Genomic DNA, 18913 nt, shown 5'->3' with positions numbered 1-18913 from the left:
GCCCCGCCTCTCGCGATTCGATCTGGCTGGCCGGCGCACAACGCAGAAAGCCGCCGACGATTGCTCGTCGACGGCTCGAATTCTGCGGCGCCCGATGGCGCCGGGCTCCCGACCTACTTGACCTTGTCGGGGAACTGACCGCGCTTCACCTGCGGCTTCGGCAGGCGCAGGGCGCGCAGCTGCAGGGCCCGGATGGCGGCATACCAACGCACGCCACGCTCGACGTTGTCGACGCCGAACTTCTCGCCCAGTTTGCGCTTCACGCGGTAGGCCAGGAAGAACGAGTCGATCACGGCCAGGGCGAAGAAGAGCCACAGCGCGAGCATGCCGTAGAGCTGCACGGCCGGGTCGGGGAAGAACGTCAGAACGATAACGACGAACATGAGGGGAATGAGGAACTCGCCGATGCTGAAGCGGGCGTCGACATAATCGCGCACCCAACGCTTCTGCGGACCCTTGTCGCGCACCGGCAGGTAACGGTCTTCGCCGGCGGCCAGACCGATGCGGGCCCGCTCGCGCTCGACGGACAGCTGGGCGCGGGCCTGACGGGTCGCTTCTTTGCGGTCGTTCGGCACCAGCGGGCGCTTGTTGGCGGCTTCGCGCTCTTTACGAGTCGGCGTCGGGCGTCCCTTGCCGGCGTTGATGCGAGCCTGGGTCTCTTCAGCGGTCTCGATATGAGCCGATGTCTCGGCCGCGTTTCGGGTTTCAGTGTGCTTGGTCACGTGGGGTCCTCGGATCGGTTGCTCTTAAGATTACCTGTATGACCGAAACCCAGGAGAATTCATCCAGCTCATTGTCCGGAACGGATGCCGCGATCCGGCAGGCCGTCCGTGACCGGCTTCCCTCGACCATCGCCGATCTGTCGCAGCTCGTCCGCCTCCCGAGTGTCTCGTGGAACTCCTTCGACCCCGAGAACGTGGTCAAGAGCGCCGAGGCCGTCGCCGAGCTCGCACGCGGAACCGGCATCTTCGACACGGTCGAGATCAAGCGCGCGGCCATCGAGGACACCGAGACGCTCGGCCGCCCCGCCGTGCTCGCGAAGCGCGCCGCGAAGAACGGCCGCCCCACCATCCTGCTCTACGCCCACCACGACGTGCAGCCCCCCGGAAACGCCGCCTACTGGGACACCCCTCCCTTCGAGCCGACCGTCAAGGGCGACCGCCTCTACGGCCGCGGTGCTGCGGACGACAAGGCCGGCGTCATGGCGCACATCGGTGCCATCCGCGCGTTGACGGATGCCGTGGGCGCCGACCTCGATCTCGGTATCGCCCTCTTCGTCGAAGGTGAAGAAGAGTCGGGTTCGCTGTCCTTCTCGAACTTCCTCGTCGACAACCGCGAAGCCCTGCAGGCCGACACCATCGTCGTCGCCGACTCCAACAACTGGGACACCGAGACGCCCGCCCTCACGGTGGGTCTGCGCGGAAACGTCAAGTTCACGCTCACGGTCTCCACGCTCGCGCACGCCTCGCATTCCGGCATGTTCGGGGGAGCGGTGCCCGACTCGATGCTCGCCACCATCCGCCTGCTCTCCACCCTGTGGAACGAGGATGGCTCGGTGGCCGTCGACGGTCTGACCACCTACGACGGTGAAACCCCCGACTACGACGAAGAGCAGCTGCGTCAGGAAGCCGGAATCCTCGAGGGTGTCACGCCGATCGGCCGCGGCAGCATCCTGAGCCGCATCTGGGGCCAGCCCTCGATCACCGTCACCGGCATCGACGCCCCCTCCACCGATGCCGCGTCGAACACGCTCGCACCGACCACCTCGGTCGTGCTCAGCATCCGCATCGCCCCCGGCCAGAACGCCGAAGACGCGCTGCAGGCCGTCGAAGCCCACCTGCGCGCACACGCGCCCTTCGGCGCGCACATCTCGCTCGCCAAGTTCGAGCTGGGAAACCCCTTCCTCGTCGACACCTCGGGCGAATCGGTACGCGCCGCCAAACAGGCCATGGCGGATGCCTGGGGCGTCGAGCCCGTCGAGCTCGGCATCGGTGGCTCCATCCCGTTCATCGCCGACCTCGTGCGCGAATTCCCGAACGCCGAGATCCTCGTGACAGGTGTCGAAGACCCCGACTCGCGCGCGCACAGCCCCAACGAGTCGCTGCACCTCGGCGTCTTCGAGAAGTCGCTGCTGGCCGAGGCGCTGCTGCTCGGACGCATGAACGCTCAGACCAGCGGGGAATGAACCGAGCCGATTGCCGGTTGCAGAGCTTAGACTTGATCTAACAGCTTCGACTGCGGCTTCTGTAGCCGGCAATCGGGCCCCGAAACCCCAAGGAGAGTCATGACAGACACGATGTCACCGGTGGCGACCACCGCCGCTCCCGCAGAGACCATTGCCCCCGCCCACGGCGTCGGGCTGTCCGACGGTGCGGCCCAGAAGGTGCGCAACCTGCTCGAGCAGGAAGGCCGCGACGACCTGCGTCTGCGCGTCGCCGTGCAGCCGGGCGGATGCTCGGGCCTCATCTACCAGCTCTACTTCGACGAGCGCATGCTCGACGGCGATGCAACGGTCGACTTCGACGGCGTCGAGGTCATCGTCGACAAGATGAGCGTGCCCTACCTCGATGGCGCTTCGATCGATTTCGAGGACACCATCCAGAAGCAGGGCTTCACGATCGACAACCCCAACGCCCAGGGCAGCTGCGCGTGCGGGGACAGCTTCCACTAGAGCTGAGAGCGTTTCGCACCTGAGGCGCGAATACGTGAGGACGAGGGGTCCGGCCGCGACAGGCCGGGCCCCTCGTCTTTTGTTTTGCGTCGGGAACAGCACAATTGCCCTTTCCGGCCCGTAAATGGTCACGACCTCTCGGCACTATCGGGATAGACTGACAGGGAACTAACAGTGTCTTCTGAAAGGTCCCAGGTGCGTTCGAAACGTCGACTCCGATGGGCTGTAATTCCGGTCGCGATCACTCTCGCAGTGGTCCTCGCCGGTTGTACCCAAGCCGAGCTACACGGTTATCTCCCCGGTTTTATCGAGGGTGAGGCACCGGTTACCAACCACACCGAGCGGGTCGCAGGCCTCTGGGTCACGTCCTGGATCGTGCTTCTCGCGGTCGGTGTCGTCACCTGGGGTCTCCTCATTTGGGCGATCGTGGTCTACCGCCGCCGCAAGGGCCAGACCGGCCTTCCCGCGCAGCTGCGGTACAACATGCCCATCGAGATCTTCTACACGGTGATCCCGCTGATCCTGGTGCTGGGCTTCTTCGCCTTCACCGCCCGCGATCAGGCTGCCATCGAGCAGCCCACGGCCAACCCCGACGTCAAGATCGAGGTCTTCGCCAAGCAGTGGGCGTGGGACTTCGTCTACCCCGACGCGGTCGAGGGTGAAGACGTGTGGTCCACGGGCGTGCAGGCCCAGGACGAGCCCAACGCCGACCGTGGCACGGTCAACCAGGAGCTGCTCCCGACGCTCTACCTGCCCAAGGGCAAGACCGTCGAGATCGCCCTGCAGTCGCGCGACGTCATCCACTCCTTCTGGGTCATCGACTTCTTGTACAAGAAGGACATGTTCCCCGGCAAGATCAACTACATGTACTTCACGCCCGAGCGCGAAGGCACCTACGCCGGCAAGTGCGCCGAGCTCTGTGGTGAATACCACTCGCTCATGCTCTTCAACGTGAAGGTCGTCTCGCCCGGCGAATACGAGGACTACCTCGAGTCGCTGGCAGATCAGGGCAACGTGGGTGATTTCGGCGAGGAATACTCTCGAAACAGCAACCTCCCGGGCACCACGCCCGCGTCGGCCGAGGAAGAAGGCAAGTAGGCCATGGCTACCACCATCGAACTCCCTTCGGGCCAGGCGAGCGTCATCGATCGCTCGTCGGTCGAGCACAAGGGAAACATCCTGGTCAAGTGGATCACGTCCACCGACCACAAGACCATCGGGTACATGTACCTGATCTCGTCGTTCATCTTCTTCTGCATCGGCGGCGTGATGGCCCTCATCATCCGCGCGCAGTTGTTCGAGCCCGGCCTCGCGCTGCTCTCGACGAAAGAGCAGTACAACCAGCTCTTCACGATGCACGGCACGATCATGCTTCTCATGTTCGCGACGCCCCTCTTCGCCGGCTTCGCCAACGCGCTCATGCCGTTGCAGATCGGCGCCCCCGACGTGGCGTTCCCGCGTCTGAACGCCTTCGCCTTCTGGCTCTACGCCTTCGGCAGCATGCTCGCCGTCGGCGGGTTCCTCACCCCTCAGGGTGCGGCCTCGTTCGGATGGTTCGCCTACGCACCGCTCTCGAGCACCACGTTCTCGCCCGGCGTCGGAGGAAACCTCTGGGTCCTGGGCCTCGCGCTGTCGGGCTTCGGAACGATCCTCGGTGCCGTCAACTTCATCACCACGATCATCACGATGCGTGCCCCCGGCATGACCATGTTCCGCATGCCGATCTTCACGTGGAACACGCTCGTCACCTCGCTGCTCGTGCTGATGGCATTCCCGGTCCTCGCCGCCGCCCTGTTCGCACTGGGCGCCGACCGAGTGTTCGGGGCGCATATCTATGACGCTGAAAACGGTGGCGTCATCCTGTGGCAGCACCTGTTCTGGTTCTTCGGTCACCCCGAGGTGTACATCATCGCGCTGCCGTTCTTCGGCATCGTCTCCGAGATCTTCCCGGTGTTCAGCCGCAAGCCGATCTTCGGTTACAAGACCCTCGTCTACGCGACCATCGCCATCGCCGCCCTGTCCGTGACCGTGTGGGCTCACCACATGTACGTCACCGGTTCGGTTCTGTTGCCGTTCTTCTCGCTCATGACGATGCTCATCGCGGTTCCGACCGGTGTGAAGATCTTCAACTGGATCGGCACCATGTGGCGCGGCTCCGTCACCTTCGAGACCCCGCTGCTCTGGTCGCTGGGCTTCCTGGTCACCTTCGTCTTCGGTGGCCTCACGGGTGTCATCCTGGCCTCGCCGCCGCTCGACTTCCACGTGTCCGACACGTACTTCGTCGTCGCCCACTTCCACTACGTCGTCTTCGGCACCGTCGTGTTCGCGATGTTCGCCGGCTTCTACTTCTGGTGGCCCAAGTGGACCGGCAAGATGCTCAACGAGAAGCTCGGCTACTGGCACTTCTGGTTGCTCTTCATCGGATTCCACACCACGTTCCTCATCCAGCACTGGCTGGGGGTCATGGGCATGCCGCGTCGTTACGCGACGTACTCGCCCGAGGACGGTTTCACCTGGATGAACCAGCTGTCGACCATCGGCGCCATGATCCTCGCCGTGTCGCTCATCCCGTTCTTCCTGAACGTGTACCTGACGGCCCGCAAGGCTCCGAAGGTCACGGTGAACGACCCGTGGGGTTACGGCGGATCGCTCGAGTGGGCAACATCTTGCCCGCCCCCGCGCCACAACTTCACGTCGATCCCGCGAATCCGTTCCGAGCGTCCCGCGTTCGACCTGAACCACCCCGAAGCCGGCCTGCCGGTCGGTGTGGGTCCGGCCAAGGACGCCCCCGATGCCCCCACGGTCGACCTCGGCGCCGGAGAGGTGAAGTAACCCATGAAAGCTAACGTCGTCCTCTTCTGGATCATCGCCGTCTTCTGCTTCCTCCTTGCGGGTGTCTACACCTTCTGGAGCCTGGTCGATCCCTTCCACGGCTACGTGGAGTGGGTGGGCACCGTCGCACTCACCTTGAGTGGTGCGCTGGGCGCGTTCCTCGCCTTCTACTTGGGCCGCGTGCACAAGCAGCAGGGCGCCGAACTCCCCGAAGACACGCTCACGGCCAACATCGACGATGGTGACCCCGAGATCGGTTTCTTCAGCCCCTGGAGCTGGTGGCCCATCATCCTCGCCGGTGGTGGCGCGCTCGTCATGCTCGGCCTCGCGGTCGGCATCTGGATCGCCTTCGGTGGTGTCGCCCTCACGGTCATCGCGATCACGGGTTGGACCTACGAGTACTACCGCGGCTACCACGCGCGCTAAACGCCGCTGAGAGCCTCGCGAATGCCGTTCCCTCGCAGGGAGCGGCATTCGTCGTTTAACCGGCTGTGAGCGCAACGAAGGACCACTCGTGGGCCATAGAGGGACCCGGGGGAGAACGGAGTCTGCTCCGGCGTCAGAGCCGACGGCCTGCTATCCCTCGGACGGCTTGGCGACGCGCGCTCAGGAGCGACTCGCACGGTGTCGAAGCCAACGGTCAGCAGCCACTCACGCGGGATCGAAGCCAACGGTCAGCAGTCACTCACGCGGGATCGAAGCCAACGGTCAGCAGTCACTCACGCGGGATCGAAGCCAACGGTCAGCGGCCTCTCAGCCGGACAGAGAGTTCGGCGTCGGCCGTGGCGTCGAACTCGTCGCGCGATCGCATGACCTGCTCGATGTGTTGCTCGGCCCACGAGCTGAGCGCCCGCAACGGGTCTCGGAGCGTCTGGCCGAGCGGGGTCAGCTCGTACTCGACACGCGGAGGTATTTCGTCGTAAGCGATGCGGGTCACGATGCCGTCCCGTTCGAGATCCCGCAACGTCGCGGCGAGGACTTTGCCGCTGATGCCCTCGACCCTCGTGCGGATGTCGCCGAAGCGGACGGGGCCGGCGCTCAGCGTGATCACGATCATGGCGGTCCACTTGTTAGCGATACGTGCCAGGGAGGTGCGGGACGGGCAGGTGGCCAACATGACGTTCCAGTCTGGCCGTTCGGTGTGCATGGCATCCCCTTGGTTACGTTGAGGTAACAGGGTACTGACGCTGACGATGGGATGACCGAACAACACCCGTGAAGGAGCAGTCATGACAACCCAGCCCGCAACGATCGCGCGAATCTATTTCGAGGCCCTCAGGAGGGGAGATGTGCCGACCCTCATGAATCAGTTCGCGCAGGACGTCGTCTGGCACCAACCGGGGGAGAACCGGTTCTCCGGCATCCACCGTGGGGTCGACAGCGTCGGCGCTCTGATCGGCGGCATGATGCGGCTCAGCGACGGATCGTTCGCGCTCGAGGTCACGGGCCCCCTGATGGCGAACGGCGACCTGGTCGCGGTTCCCGTCCGATTCACCGGACGGCGTGAGGACGCTTCCATGGACATGTCGGGGGTGGACCTGCTGACGGTGCGCGACGGCAAGATCGTCGAGATGCATCTCTTCTCCGAGGACGGCGCCGCCGAGGACGCCTTCTGGGGCACCGTCTAGCGTTCCGCCTCCGCTCATGCACGCCAGGGCGCCGGCCCCGGCGCGCGAGCCCGGCGAGGCGGTGAGGCGATCACGAGGTCGACGCGCGAGCCCCGCAGCGCCGTGATGGTACGACGAAGGCCCCGTCGCAGAAGCGACGGGGCCTTCGGGGCGTTCAGCGGAGACTAGTGGTCTCCGTGTGAGCGCTCGATTTCGTTCTTGGTGGTCGGCGCGATGCGATCCTCGAAGAACCAGCGGGAAAGCGAGCCGCGCACGCGCTGCGTGGTGGTGATCTTGCCGCGCGAGTTGGGGCGGATCATGAGGGGCTTGTAGTCCTCGTAGCTGACCAGTTCCCAACGCTCGTACTCGTCGACGGGCTCGTGCACCTCGATGTACTCGCCACCGGGGAGGCGCACGATGCGGCCCGACTCGAAGCCGTGCAGAACGATTTCGCGATCTTTCTTCTGCAGGCCGAGGCAGATGCGCTTCGTGATGAAGTACGCGATGAACGGCCCGACGATGAGGCAGAACTGCAGCGTGTGGATGACACCCTCCATCGTCACCATGAAGTGCGTGGCGATGATGTCGGAGGAGGCCGCAGCCCAGAGCGCCGCGTAGAACGTGACACCGGCAGCACCGATCGCGGTGCGGGTCGGGGCGTTGCGGGGACGGTCGAGGATGTGGTGCTCGCGCTTGTCGCCCGTGACCCAGGCCTCGATGAACGGGTAGATCAGAACCGTGAGGATGAACAGACCCAGGATGCCGACGGGGATGAGGATGTTGAACGAGAACGTGTGGTCGAACAGCATGAACTCGAGGTGCGGCGGCACGAGACGCAGGGCGCCGTCGGCGAAACCGATGTACCAGTCAGGCTGCGTTCCCGCGGACACCGGCGACGGGTCGTAGGGGCCGTAGTTCCAGATCGGGTTGATCGTGAAGAACGTTGCCATCAGCATGATGACGCCGAAGACGATGAAGAAGAATCCACCGGCCTTGGCGGCGTAGACCGGGAGGACCGGGTAGCCGACGACGTTCTGCTGCGTGCGGCCAGCACCGGGGAACTGCGTGTGCTTGTGCACGACGACGAACACCAGGTGCAGCGCGATGAACGCGACGACGAGGGCCGGCAGCAACAGGATGTGCAGCGTGTAGAGGCGGCCGACGATATCGGTGCCCGGGAACTCGCCGCCGAAGAGGAGGAACGAGATCCACGTGCCGACGATCGGGAAGCCCTTGATCATGCCGTCGATGATGCGCAGGCCGTTGCCCGAGAGCAGGTCGTCGGGGAGCGAGTAACCGGTGAAGCCCTCGGCCATCGCGAGGATGAAGAGGACGAAACCGATGACCCAGTTGAGCTCGCGCGGCTTGCGGAACGCACCCGTGAAGAAGATGCGCAGCATGTGCAGGCCGATGGAGGCCACGAACAGCAGGGCCGCCCAGTGGTGCACCTGGCGCATGAGCAGACCGCCACGGATGTCGAACGAGATGTCGAGCGTGGAGGACATGGCCGCCGACATGGCGACGCCCTTGAGCGGCACATAGGAGCCGTCGTAGTGGACCTCGGCCATGGAGGCCTGGAAGAAGAACGTGAGGAAACTGCCCGAAAGCAGGATCACGACGAAGCTGTAGAGAGCAACCTCGCCGAGGAGGAACGACCAGTGGTCGGGGAAGATCTTGCGACCGAACTCTTTGACGACGGCCGAGATGCTCGTGCGCTCGTCGAGGTAGTTGGCTGCGCCGGCCGTGAGGCCGCCGCTCTTCTTCGCCACGGGCGCCGACGACTCAGTGGCCGTGGGCGGGGCGGTTACGGTACTCAATGACGCTCCCAGAAGCTAGGCCCGACAGGTTCGTGGAAGTCGCTCTGGGCGATGAGGTAACCCTCGTCGTCGATCGCGATGGGAAGCTGCGGGAGGGGACGAGCGGCCGGTCCGAAGATGACCGCACAGTGGTTGGTGACATCGAACTGCGACTGGTGGCAGGGGCAGAGCAGGTGGTGGGTCTGCTGCTCATAGAGAGCCACCGGGCAACCCACGTGGGTGCAGACCTTCGAGTAGGCAACAATGCCATCGTACGACCAGTTTTTGCGCTCGGGAAGCTCTACGAGATCTTCGGGCTTGAGGCGCATGAGCAGCACGATCGCCTTGGCCTTCTCCTCGAGCATGTGCGGCATGTCGCCGAGGCCCTCGGGGATGACGTGGAAGACCGAGCCGAGGGTGACCTCGGAGGCCTTGATCGGCTGGCCGGAGGGGTCGCGCGCCAGGCGCGTGCCCTTCTCCCAGGCGGTCTCGTTGAGCAGGTCGACGGGGTTCTCACCCTCGGGGGCGAGGCCACGGAAGAGCACGACGGCAGGCAGCGGGAAGGCGATCAGCGCGCCGATGAGCGAGTTGCGGATGAGGGCACGACGGCCGAACCCGGACTCTTCGTTGGCCTCGGCGAAGATCTCGACGGCACGCTCGCGCGTGGCGTCTGTTCCGCGGACCGGGTGACGGAGGTCGACGCCTTCGTGGTCGGCCATGAGGGCCTTGCCCCAGTGGACCGCGCCGATGCCGATGCCCATGAGCGCCAGCGTGAGGCCGAGACCGATGAACAGGTTGTTCGCGCGCACCGACATGAGGTCCTCGGGGTTGATCGGCCATGCCATGTAGGCGGCGATCGCGAAGACGCTTCCGGCGATCGACAGGTAGAACAGCGTGTAGACGACGCGCTCGGCCCGCTTGTTCTTCTTCGGGTCGAGGTCGGTGACACGCTTACGGTGCTCCGGCAGACCGGGGTCGGTGACTCGGTCGGAGGTCACCACAGCGGTGCCGGGCGAACCGACACGCTCCTGGCCGTGATCCGACTGGTCGGCAGCGGCGAGCTCTCTGCCGCTGTTACCGTCCTGTGCCATTGTGCTCCTTCGTGATGCGTTCGGGGAGAACGCTGTTGCTAAATCTGTTAGTTGGACTTCGCCGTGATCCACACGGTCAGGGCGACGATGGCGCCCAGGCCGAAGATCCAGAGGAAGAGGCCTTCAGCGACCGGGCCCAGCGCGCCGAGCGGGTTGCCGCCGACGGTGGATGCGTTCTCGGTGTACTTCAGGGCCGTGATGATGTCGCGCTTGTCTTCGGGCGTGAGGTTCATGTCGTTGAAGACGGGCATGTTCTGCGGGCCGGTGACCATGGCCTCGTAGATGTGCGCGGGCGTGACACCCGTGAGCGGGGGAGCGAACTTACCCTCGGTGAGCGCTCCACCGGCACCGGCCACGTTGTGGCACATGGCGCAGTTGATGCGGAACAGCTCGGCGCCGTTGGCGGCATCGCCCTGCGCATCGAGGTACTGCTCCTCGGGGATGGCGGGACCGGGGGCCACGGACGCGACGTAGGCCGCGAGCGAGGAGATCTGCTCTTCGGTGAACTGCACGGGCTTCTCGAGCGCCTGCGGGCCCTGGGCCTGCATGGGCATGCGACCCGTTCCCACCTGGAAGTCGACGGATGCGGCACCGACGCCGATGAGGCTGGGGCCGTCTTCGCTGCCGTCGAGGGCGAGGCCGTGGCACGTGGCGCAGTTGGCCTGGAAGAGCTTCTTGCCCTCTTCGACCGAGGCCTGCGTGTTGGCGGTGGGCGTCTCGGCGTTGGCCGTGGTGGCGCTGAAGGCCGCGTAGGCGCCGCCCGTGAAGAGCAGCCCGACCGCAATCAGAGCGACCGTGGCCAGCGGGGAACGCCGACCGTTCTTGCGGGCCGTGCGAGCGGACGTGTTGCGTTTCCTAAGCATGGAGATGGCTCAGCTCCGATTTCTATTTGAGAACGTAGATGACGAAGAACAGGCCGAGCCAGACGACGTCGACGAAGTGCCAGTAGTAGGACACGACGATTGCGGAAGTTGCTTCTTTGTGGGTGAAGGTCTTGACCGCGTAAGCGCGTCCGATGACCAGCAGGAAGGCGATGAGACCGCCGGTGACGTGGAGGCCGTGGAAACCGGTCGTCAGGTAGAACGCGGAGCCGTAGGCATCCGAGCTGAGGGAGATGCCCTCGCTGACGAGCGTGGCGTATTCGAAGATCTGGCCGACGACGAACATGGCGCCGAGCGTGTAGGTGAGGAAGAACCACTCGACCATGCCCCACTGTGAGGGCTTGGGGCCCACGGAGCGCGGCTGCATGCGCTCGGCCGCGAACACACCGAACTGGCACGTGAACGACGAGGCCACGAGGATGATCGTGTTGACCGTCGAGAACGGGATGTTCAGCGTGGCCGTGTGGGTGGCCCACAGATCGGGCGCCACAGAGCGGAGGGTGAAGTAGATGGCGAAGAGGCCGGCGAAGAACATGACTTCGCTGCCCAGCCACACGATTGTGCCGACCGCTACGGAGTTCGGTCGGTTGATCTTGGGGGCTCGCGCCGCATAGTTGAGGGAGGTGCTCGTCACCCCTCCATTATGTCCGATGTTCGGGCGCGATTTTGTCACGACGTGCGGAAAAACCATCACGGTTTGACTTAGGCGGGCCTTACCATCCCCTGTGAAAACGCTGCCGATTCAGGGGTTATGCGGCGAACTGGCGGGCGCAGATAGGATTTGGGCATGTTCGAAACGACCACCTGGCCCGCGATTCTCACCACTCTGCTCGACGGCGACGACCTCAGTGTGGCCGAGGCGACCTGGGCCATGCAAGAGGTCATGGTCGGGAATGCGACCGATGCTCAGCTCGCTGCGTTCCTTGTCGCTCTGCGGGCGAAAGGGGAGACGGTCGACGAGATCGTCGGGTTCCGCGATGCGATCCTCGACAACGCAGTGCCGCTGGACGTGAACCCCATGGCGCTCGACATCGTGGGCACGGGCGGCGACCGGTTCGGCACCGTGAACGTGTCGACCATGGCATCCATCGTGGCGGCGGCATCCGGTGTGCCCGTGGTGAAGCACGGCAACCGTGCCGCATCGTCTGCCTCGGGGTCGAGTGACGTGCTGGGGGCGCTCGGCATCGACCTGACGCTCGAACCCGCGCGCGTGGCCGAGATTCTGGATGAGGCGGGCATGACGTTCGCGTGGGCGGCCGCCTTCCACCCCGGGTTCAAGCACGCGGGGCGCACGCGGTCGGAGCTCGGCATCCCCACCGTTTTCAATTACCTCGGACCGCTGTGCAACCCGGCCCGGCCCGAAGCATCCGCCGTGGGCGTGGCGCAGCTCGACCGTGTGCCGCTCATCGTGGGCGTGTTCCAGACGCGTGGCGCGACGGCGCTCGTCTTCCGCGGGGACGACGGGCTCGACGAGTTGACCACCACGGGCCACAGCCACATCTGGGAGGTGAGCCGCGGTCTCGTCACCGAACACGACCTCGACCCGCGCGACCTCGGCATCACGCGCGCCACCATGCAGCAGCTCGTGGGCGGCGACCCCGCGCACAACGCGCGCATCGTGCACCGCGTGATGTCGGGGGAGACCGGGCCCGTGCGCGACATCGTCGTCTTGAACGCGGCCGCCGGGCTCGTATCGTTCCGCCTAGCGGAGGATCCGAGCGAGGCGCAGGTGCCCATCCTCGACCGGTTCCGCACGCAAATGCGCATCGCCGAAGAGACCATCGACTCGGGGGCCGCGGCGTCGCAATTGGAGCGCTGGGTGGCCGCGGCATCCCGCTCGTAAGGGGGCCGCTGTCAACGCGTCGATTGCGTCTATGCACCGTCGCGGCTGACGGATAAGTTGAGGGTGCGGGCCTCCGATGCCCGCACGGCCCCGAGCCCAGGAGGATTCAATGAAGAAACTCATCAACGACCCGAAGAACGTGGTCGACGAATCGGTTGCCGGCTTCGCGCTCGCGCACGCCGACCTCGTCACGCTGTCGACCGAACCGCTGTTCATCGCGCGGTCCGACGCGCCCGTGAGCGGCAAGGTCGGCTTGGTTTCGGGCGGCGGCAGCGGGCACGAGCCACTGCACGCCGGCTTCGTCGGTTTCGGGATGCTGGACGCCGCCGTCCCCGGTCCCGTCTTCACCTCGCCCACCCCCGACCCCATCATCGCCGCGACCCAGGCGGTCGACGGCGGCTCGGGCGTGCTGCACATCGTGAAGAACTACACGGGCGACGTGCTGAACTTCGAAACCGCCGCCGACCTGGCCGAGGCCGAGGGCATCACGGTGCGCACGGTCATCGTGGACGACGACGTCGCGGTCAAGGATTCGCTCTACACGGCGGGCCGCCGCGGCGTCGCCGGTACGGTGCTCGTGGAGAAGATCGCGGGGGCCGCCGCCGAACGCGGAGATTCGCTCGACGAGGTGGCGACCGTGGCCGAGAAGGTGGTCGCACAGGTGCGCTCGATGGGCGTTGCGCTCACGCCATCCGTCGTGCCGCACGCCGGCGAGCCGAGCTTCACGCTGGCCGACGACGAGATCGAGATCGGCATCGGAATTCACGGGGAGCCTGGGCGAGCCAAGATCTCACTCGAACCCGCCGACCAGATCGTCGACCGCCTGCTCGAGCCGATCCTCGAAGACCTGCCCTTCGAGAGCGGCGACGACGTGCTCCTCTTCGTCAACGGCATGGGCGGCACGCCGCAGATCGAGCTGTACATCCTCTACCGTCGCGCCGCCGAGGTGCTGGCCGAGCGCGGCATCACCGTGACGCGGTCGCTCGTGGGCAACTATGTGACCGCGCTCGAGATGCAGGGCGCCTCACTGACCGTGCTCAAGCTCGACGACGAGTTGACGACCCTGTGGGATGCGCCCGTGCAGACGGCCGCTCTGCGCTGGGGTCGGTAGGACCCGGACGAAAGGAACATCATGACCGTTGGAACCGACTGGGCGACCGCGTGGGTGCGCGGAACGATCGACACCGTCTCGGAGCACCGCGCCGAACTCATCAGCCTCGACCGCGAGATCGGGGATGCCGATCACGGCGAGAACCTCGACCGCGGGTTCCAGGCCGTCGCCACGAAACTCGACACGCTGACGCCCGAGACGCCCGCGGATGTGCTGAAGATGGTGGCGTCGACCCTGATCTCGACGGTGGGCGGGGCATCCGGGCCGCTGCTCGGCACCGCCTACCTGAAGGCCGCGGGCTCGATCGCCGGCAAGACCGAGCTGGGCTCCGCCGATATCGTCGCGCTGCTGACCGCGGCGCGGGACGGCGTGGTGCTGCGCGGGAAGGCCGAACCCGGCGACAAGACGATGATCGATGCGTGGACGCCGGCTGTCGAGGCCGCCGCCGCTGCGGAAGCCGCCGGGGCCGATGTTCCGGCCGTATTGTCGGCCGCCGCCGATGCCGCCGAGAAGGGGGCCGCCGACACCGAACCCCTCGTCGCGCGCAAGGGCCGGGCCAGTTATCTGGGCGAGCGAGCCATCGGGCACCGTGACCCGGGCGCGCAGTCGTCATCACTCATCCTGCGCGAGGCCGCCATCGCCGCGGGTGACAAATGAGTGTCGGGCTGCTGCTCGTCTCGCATTCGTCGAAAATCGCCGAGGGGGTTGCCGAGCTGGCACACCAGATGGCCGCGTCCGTGACGATCGTCGCGGCCGGGGGCACCGACGAGGATGGCATCGGCACGAGCTTCGAAAAGGTGCAGAGCGGTCTCGCCTCGGCCGACTCCGGCGACGGCGTCGTGGTGCTCTATGACCTCGGGTCGGCCCTGCTGACGACCGAGACGGCCGTCGACTTCCTCGACGACGATGATGTGCGCGGGCGGGTGCGCGTGGTCGATGCTCCGCTCGTCGAGGGCGCGGTTGCGGCTGCGGTCGCGGCCGAGATGGGGTCGGGGCTCGATGATGTCGTTGCGGCTGCGCGGACGGCGGGCGGGGGCGCCGAGACGGGCGGGGGAGCCGAAGCGGCCAAGACGGGCACCGCTGCCGACTCGGGTTCGGGTTCGGGTTCGGGTGCGGATGCGGGCACGCAGAGCGTCGGCGCCGGCGCAGGCGCCGCCGATGATGGAGTCGTCGAGCGCGCGGTCGTGCTCGTGAACCGGGACGGGTTGCACGCGCGGCCCGCGGCCGACTTCGTGAAGCTCGCTGGATCGTTCGACGCGCGGATCGACGTGAACGGGGTCGACGCGCAGAGCCTGTTGGCGATCATGTCCCTGGGCTTGGTGCGAGGTGCCGAGGCGCGCATCCGCGCGACGGGGGCCGAAGCGCGCCGAGCGGTCGACGAGTTGAGCGAGCTCATCGAGACCGGGTTCGGCGAAGACTGACGGAGGCCGGGAGCGCCCGCGTTCGCCCGGTTGCCCGACGGCTTGCCTCTGAGCATCCGCGGGCGCTGACGCTTCTCGGGCGTCGAACACGGCGGCTTTCTTGGCGTATTCATAGGGAATTGCCGCTCTATCGCCTCACCGGGCATTCGAGGGATCGGGTGCCCGGCGTGTCCCGAAAATCGCTTGTGTGGCCCGAGTGGTCTGACTACAGTGATCGAGGATGTGGCCGCCGAGATGCGCGGGTGCTGTGGCCGATGTACGTCGGTCGAGACGCATCCGGTATGAAAGGCCTGCCCCATGAAGCGTCGCTCCTCCTCCTTCTTCACCACCGTGACGGTGGCGGCCGTGCTGGCCGCCGGAGTGTTCGTCGGTCCGGCATCCCCGGCCCTCGCGGCGCCGAGCTACCCCAGCTGGGACGATGTCACGTCGGCGCGCGCCAACGAAAACCAGAAGAAGGCCGAGATCGACCGGCTGACCGGTCTGCTCAAGACGCTGCAGACGGATGCCGACGCCAAGGGTGTTGCGGCGCTGCAAGCAGGCGAGGCCTATCAGGTGGCTCTCGTGGCCGAACAGGCTGCGACGAAGACATCCGACGATCTGAAGGCCAAGCTCGCCACCGCGAAGGAGACGGCCGACGCCTCGGCGAAGAAGGTCGGGCGCATCGTGGCGCAACTCGGCCGCACGGGCGCCGGGGGAGACCTCGGGGCGTCGCTGTTCACGGGCGGCGGCACGAACGCGAGCGATCTGCTGTCGAAGCTCGGCACCCTGAACCAGGTCGGCGCGCACTCGGCAGAGCTGCTCGAGCAGGCCAAGAAGGATGCCAACCAGGTCACGTCGCTGAGCGAGCAGGCCGAGAAAGCCGCCCAGGCGCTCACGGCAGCGGCCGAGAAGTCGAAGTCGGCGTTAGCGGTAGCGAATGCGGCGGCCCAGGCCTCTGAGAAGGCCCTCGCCGAGCAGCAATCGCACGCCGACGAGCTCGACGCGCAGCTGGCCTATCTGAAGGGTCAGACCGAGAACACCGAGAAGGAATACCAGGCGGGCGTCGAGGCGCGCGCCGAGGCCGCTCGACAGGCGGCCGCGGCGGCCGCGGCCGAGCAGGCGCGACAGGCCGCTGCGGCTCAGGCGGCGGCCGAGGCTGCACGCCAGCGCGCCGCTCAGAATGCTCAGCAGAACACGGGCGGGTCGCGGCCGTCGGCGGGCGGCGCCGCACCGGCCGCGCCCGCGCCGGCTGCTCCCGCCGCTCCCGCTCCGGCACCGTCCGGATCCGGCGCGCCCAGTTCCGCCGCCGCGAGCGCCGTCGCGTTCGCCTACGCCCAGCTCGGCGACCCCTACGTGTTCGCCGCCGAGGGCCCGAACGCGTGGGACTGCTCGGGCCTCACGATGATCGCCTACCGCCAGGCGGGCGTGTACATCGGCTATCACACGGTCGGCGCGCAGTATCGCGAGCTCAGCAAGCAGGGGCGCCTCGCCTCGGCGTCGAGCCTGGTGCCCGGCGACCTTCTGTTCTACTCGCCCGGCAAGTCCACGAACTCGCAGGGCATGTACCACATCACGATCTACGTGGGCGGCGGCAAGATGATCGAAGCGCCCGAGCCCGGCAAGCGCGTCCAACTGGTTCCCGTGCGCACGCACAACCTCGTGCCCTACGTCGGGCGACCCGCGGGCTGATAACCCTCCGGGCGGTGCTCCCGCGTTCCGCTTGCGAAACGGGCGCTGTGCCGCAGAGCGGGCGACCCGCCTGTCCGTCGACTAGACGACGGACAGGGACGTCTTTCCGAGCGCGACCGAGATGGCGTCGGCCGCGCGCACGAGCGCGAGGTGCGAGAGCGCCTGCGGCGTATTGCCGGCCTGGCGTTCCTCGCCCACGTCGTATTCCTCGCTGAGTAGGCCCACGTCGTTGGTCACGCTCAGGAGTCGGTCCATGAGGCGCGCGGCGTCGGCCTGGCGGCCCGAGTGGGCATACTGCTCGACGAGCCAGAACGAACACGCCAGGAACGGATGCTCGGTGCCCTCGAGGCCGTCCACACCCGACTCCGTGCGGTAGCGCAGGACGAGGTCGTGGTCGAGCAGCTCCGACTCGATGCGGGCAACGGTTGCGAGCATGCGCGGGTCGTCGTAGGCGCAGAAACCGACCTGGGCCAGCTGCAGGAGCGCGGCATCCACATCGTCGGCGTCGTAATGCTGCACGAACGAGCCGTGGGCGGCGCTGACACCGGAGGCATCGATCTCGGCGCGCACCTCATCGCGCAGGCGGCGCCATTCGTCGACGGGTCCGTCGAGGCCGAATTCCTCGACGGCGCGCACAGCCCGATCGAAGGCCGCCCACACCATGGCGCGCGAGTGGGTGAAGTGCTGGGGTTCGCCGCGGATCTCCCAGATGCCGCGGTCGGGGCGCTGCCAATTGTCGGTGAGGTAGGCGAGCAGGGCGCGCTGCAGCGGCCACGAGAACTCGTCCTCACGGATGCCCGCCTCCCGCGCCTCGTGCAGGGCGACCATGACCTCGCCGATGACATCCGTCTGGAACTGGGTCGCCGCGCCATTGCCCACGCGCACGGGGGACGCGCCCTTGTAGCCGGGCAGGCTCGGCACCTCGACCTCGGGCAGATTGCGCTCGCCCGCGATGCCGTACATGATCTGCACGTCGGACGGGTCACCGGCGACGGCACGCAACAGCCAGTCGCGCCATCCGACCGCCTCGTCGGAGTAGCCGTGGGCGAGCAGGGCGCCGAGAGCCAGGGCGGCATCGCGCAACCACACGTAGCGGTAGTCCCAGTTGCGGCTGCCCCCGAACTGCTCGGGCAGCGACGTGGTGACGGCGGCGACGATTCCGCCCGTGTCTTCATGGGTGAGGGCGCGCAAGACCAGCAGCGACGTGACGACGGCCGGGCGGTAGGAGCCGTCGTGGGCGCAGCGGTCGGACCAGCGGCGCCACCAGCCCGCCGTCGAGGCCAGGACGGTCGAGATGTCCTCGGGTTTGGGGGTGTCGCGGTGCGACGGGTACCAGGTGAGTGAGAGGTCGACGGTTTCGCCGGCCGCGACCGTGAATTCGACACCGTGGCGGTGGTCCTCGGCGGCCAGCTTCGGGCTGCGCAGGATGACCGAATCGGGTCCGGCGGTCGCGACGAGCGCGGGGGCGCCGTCGGAATCGGTGATCTGGCGCACCCACGGGAGGGCATCGGCATAGCCGAAACGGAACCGCGCCTCCTCGCGCACCACCACGCGGCCGCTGATGCCCCGCACGCGGCGAACCAGGTCGGCTCGGCGGTTGCCGTGCGGCATGAAGTCGATGATCTCGACCACGCCGTCGGGGGTCGTCCAGGTGTTGACGAGCACGAGCGTGCCCTCGAGGTAGCGACGCTTGTTCACGGCGTCGGGATGCGTGGGCGCGACCTTCCAGCGGCCGTGGTTCTCGTCGCCCAGCAGCGCGCCGAACATCGAGGCCGAGTCGTAGCGCGGGAAACACAACCAGTCGATGCTGCCGTCGAGGCCGACCAGGGCGGCGGTGTGGCAATCGCTGATGACGGCATAGTCTTCGATCGGCAAGCTCATCCGCTCATCCTGTCAGGCGAAGCGGTATACATGCTGAAGCGCGGCGGGGGTTGCGCCGCGAGGTCGTCTCTGCCGCTGCGTCACTGTTTCCCGGGCGGCCCTGCGGAATCG

18 protein-coding genes are annotated in these 18913 nt (G+C 66.8%); 11 read left to right on the top strand and 7 right to left on the bottom strand.

The window, feature by feature from the left end; all coding sequences use genetic code 11:
- Positions 1-113: 113 nt before the first annotated feature.
- Entirely contained in the window at positions 114-722 is a 609-nt protein-coding gene (locus tag ACUWEX_RS08555; RefSeq protein ID WP_079727678.1) for a DUF3043 domain-containing protein, read from the bottom strand.
- A gap of 38 nt (positions 723-760) precedes the next feature.
- On the opposite strand from ACUWEX_RS08555, the gene ACUWEX_RS08550 reads away from it, so the two are divergent.
- The 5 genes from ACUWEX_RS08550 to ACUWEX_RS08530 all read left to right on the top strand — a co-directional run bounded on the left by ACUWEX_RS08550 (position 761) and on the right by ACUWEX_RS08530 (position 5929).
- Complete coding sequence (locus tag ACUWEX_RS08550; RefSeq protein WP_445995955.1) at positions 761-2185, top strand: M20/M25/M40 family metallo-hydrolase; 1425 nt, start codon at positions 761-763, stop codon at positions 2183-2185.
- A 99-nt stretch (positions 2186-2284) separates the two neighbouring features.
- Positions 2285-2671, top strand: coding sequence for an iron-sulfur cluster insertion protein ErpA (gene erpA, locus ACUWEX_RS08545; RefSeq protein WP_445995954.1), 387 nt, complete (start codon positions 2285-2287; stop codon positions 2669-2671).
- A gap of 195 nt (positions 2672-2866) precedes the next feature.
- Positions 2867-3769 carry an aa3-type cytochrome oxidase subunit II gene (gene ctaC / locus ACUWEX_RS08540; RefSeq protein WP_079727676.1) on the top strand — a complete coding sequence of 301 codons (903 nt, stop codon included), beginning with the start codon at positions 2867-2869 and terminating at the stop codon, positions 3767-3769.
- 3 nt (positions 3770-3772) lie between these two features.
- Entirely contained in the window at positions 3773-5503 is a 1731-nt protein-coding gene (gene ctaD / locus ACUWEX_RS08535; RefSeq protein ID WP_445995953.1) for an aa3-type cytochrome oxidase subunit I, read from the top strand.
- Between the two features lie 3 nt (positions 5504-5506).
- A complete protein-coding gene (locus ACUWEX_RS08530) occupies positions 5507-5929 on the top strand; it encodes a cytochrome c oxidase subunit 4 (RefSeq protein ID WP_079727674.1) in 423 nt (140 codons plus the stop codon).
- A gap of 316 nt (positions 5930-6245) precedes the next feature.
- On the opposite strand, the gene ACUWEX_RS08525 is transcribed toward ACUWEX_RS08530, so the two are convergent.
- Complete coding sequence (locus ACUWEX_RS08525; RefSeq protein WP_445995952.1) at positions 6246-6650, bottom strand: winged helix-turn-helix transcriptional regulator; 405 nt, start codon at positions 6648-6650, stop codon at positions 6246-6248.
- An 82-nt stretch (positions 6651-6732) separates the two neighbouring features.
- Between ACUWEX_RS08525 and ACUWEX_RS08520 the strand changes: the two genes are divergently transcribed.
- Complete coding sequence (locus tag ACUWEX_RS08520; RefSeq protein ID WP_445995951.1) at positions 6733-7131, top strand: nuclear transport factor 2 family protein; 399 nt, start codon at positions 6733-6735, stop codon at positions 7129-7131.
- A 164-nt stretch (positions 7132-7295) separates the two neighbouring features.
- On the opposite strand, the gene qcrB is transcribed toward ACUWEX_RS08520, so the two are convergent.
- The 4 genes from qcrB to ctaE are packed head-to-tail and all read right to left on the bottom strand — an operon-like array spanning position 7296 to position 11569.
- Positions 7296-8927: a cytochrome bc1 complex cytochrome b subunit gene (gene qcrB / locus ACUWEX_RS08515; protein ID WP_079727671.1), complete on the bottom strand. Its 1632-nt coding sequence runs from the start codon at positions 8925-8927 to the stop codon at positions 7296-7298.
- Entirely contained in the window at positions 8924-9997 is a 1074-nt protein-coding gene (qcrA, locus tag ACUWEX_RS08510) for a cytochrome bc1 complex Rieske iron-sulfur subunit (protein WP_079727670.1), read from the bottom strand. The genes qcrB and qcrA overlap by 4 nt, the downstream gene beginning before the upstream one ends.
- 47 nt (positions 9998-10044) lie before the next feature.
- Entirely contained in the window at positions 10045-10860 is an 816-nt protein-coding gene (gene qcrC / locus ACUWEX_RS08505) for a cytochrome bc1 complex diheme cytochrome c subunit (RefSeq protein ID WP_079727669.1), read from the bottom strand.
- A gap of 22 nt (positions 10861-10882) precedes the next feature.
- Positions 10883-11569 (bottom strand): aa3-type cytochrome oxidase subunit III, encoded by a 687-nt coding sequence (gene ctaE / locus ACUWEX_RS08500; protein WP_079727668.1) that lies wholly within the window; start codon positions 11567-11569, stop codon positions 10883-10885.
- A 96-nt stretch (positions 11570-11665) separates the two neighbouring features.
- Here ctaE and trpD point away from each other — a divergent pair, with 96 nt between their 5' ends.
- From trpD to ACUWEX_RS08475, 5 genes are all read left to right on the top strand, one after another.
- Entirely contained in the window at positions 11666-12721 is a 1056-nt protein-coding gene (gene trpD / locus ACUWEX_RS08495) for an anthranilate phosphoribosyltransferase (protein ID WP_445995950.1), read from the top strand.
- A 109-nt stretch (positions 12722-12830) separates the two neighbouring features.
- On the top strand, positions 12831-13832 hold the full coding sequence (gene dhaK / locus ACUWEX_RS08490) for a dihydroxyacetone kinase subunit DhaK (RefSeq protein WP_079727666.1): 1002 nt from the start codon (positions 12831-12833) through the stop codon (positions 13830-13832).
- Positions 13833-13853: 21 nt separating this feature from the next.
- On the top strand, positions 13854-14489 hold the full coding sequence (gene dhaL, locus ACUWEX_RS08485) for a dihydroxyacetone kinase subunit DhaL (protein WP_445995949.1): 636 nt from the start codon (positions 13854-13856) through the stop codon (positions 14487-14489).
- Positions 14486-15253 (top strand): dihydroxyacetone kinase phosphoryl donor subunit DhaM, encoded by a 768-nt coding sequence (gene dhaM / locus ACUWEX_RS08480; RefSeq protein ID WP_445995948.1) that lies wholly within the window; start codon positions 14486-14488, stop codon positions 15251-15253. Before dhaL ends, dhaM begins: the two co-directional genes overlap by 4 nt.
- A gap of 297 nt (positions 15254-15550) precedes the next feature.
- Entirely contained in the window at positions 15551-16921 is a 1371-nt protein-coding gene (locus ACUWEX_RS08475; RefSeq protein ID WP_445995947.1) for a C40 family peptidase, read from the top strand.
- Between the two features lie 81 nt (positions 16922-17002).
- Here the strand turns inward: ACUWEX_RS08475 and ACUWEX_RS08470 are convergent, their stop codons facing one another.
- Positions 17003-18802, bottom strand: a complete 1800-nt coding sequence (locus ACUWEX_RS08470; protein WP_445995946.1) for a glycoside hydrolase family 15 protein — start codon at positions 18800-18802, stop codon at positions 17003-17005.
- Positions 18803-18913 lie beyond the last annotated feature (111 nt).

The sequence above is a fragment of the Okibacterium fritillariae genome (assembly GCF_052783725.1).
The sequence above is the reverse complement of the archived record's forward strand: the minus strand, read 5'-3'. Positions and strand labels throughout refer to the sequence as shown.

What these genes read in the sequence shown, in the direction of transcription:
- ACUWEX_RS08550 (WP_445995955.1), top strand. Translation starts at nt 761, where the DNA reads ATGACCGAAACCCAGGAGAATTCATCCAGCTCATTGTCCGGAACGGAT.
- erpA (WP_445995954.1), top strand. Translation starts at nt 2,285, where the DNA reads ATGACAGACACGATGTCACCGGTGGCGACCACCGCCGCTCCCGCAGAG.
- ctaD (WP_445995953.1), top strand. Translation starts at nt 3,773, where the DNA reads ATGGCTACCACCATCGAACTCCCTTCGGGCCAGGCGAGCGTCATCGAT.
- ACUWEX_RS08530 (WP_079727674.1), top strand. Translation starts at nt 5,507, where the DNA reads ATGAAAGCTAACGTCGTCCTCTTCTGGATCATCGCCGTCTTCTGCTTC.
- ACUWEX_RS08525 (WP_445995952.1), bottom strand. Translation starts at nt 6,650, where the DNA reads ATGCACACCGAACGGCCAGACTGGAACGTCATGTTGGCCACCTGCCCG.
- ACUWEX_RS08520 (WP_445995951.1), top strand. Translation starts at nt 6,733, where the DNA reads ATGACAACCCAGCCCGCAACGATCGCGCGAATCTATTTCGAGGCCCTC.
- qcrA (WP_079727670.1), bottom strand. Translation starts at nt 9,997, where the DNA reads ATGGCACAGGACGGTAACAGCGGCAGAGAGCTCGCCGCTGCCGACCAG.
- qcrC (WP_079727669.1), bottom strand. Translation starts at nt 10,860, where the DNA reads ATGCTTAGGAAACGCAACACGTCCGCTCGCACGGCCCGCAAGAACGGT.
- ctaE (WP_079727668.1), bottom strand. Translation starts at nt 11,569, where the DNA reads ATGGTTTTTCCGCACGTCGTGACAAAATCGCGCCCGAACATCGGACAT.
- trpD (WP_445995950.1), top strand. Translation starts at nt 11,666, where the DNA reads ATGTTCGAAACGACCACCTGGCCCGCGATTCTCACCACTCTGCTCGAC.
- dhaK (WP_079727666.1), top strand. Translation starts at nt 12,831, where the DNA reads ATGAAGAAACTCATCAACGACCCGAAGAACGTGGTCGACGAATCGGTT.
- dhaL (WP_445995949.1), top strand. Translation starts at nt 13,854, where the DNA reads ATGACCGTTGGAACCGACTGGGCGACCGCGTGGGTGCGCGGAACGATC.
- dhaM (WP_445995948.1), top strand. Translation starts at nt 14,486, where the DNA reads ATGAGTGTCGGGCTGCTGCTCGTCTCGCATTCGTCGAAAATCGCCGAG.
- ACUWEX_RS08475 (WP_445995947.1), top strand. Translation starts at nt 15,551, where the DNA reads ATGAAGCGTCGCTCCTCCTCCTTCTTCACCACCGTGACGGTGGCGGCC.
- ACUWEX_RS08470 (WP_445995946.1), bottom strand. Translation starts at nt 18,802, where the DNA reads ATGAGCTTGCCGATCGAAGACTATGCCGTCATCAGCGATTGCCACACC.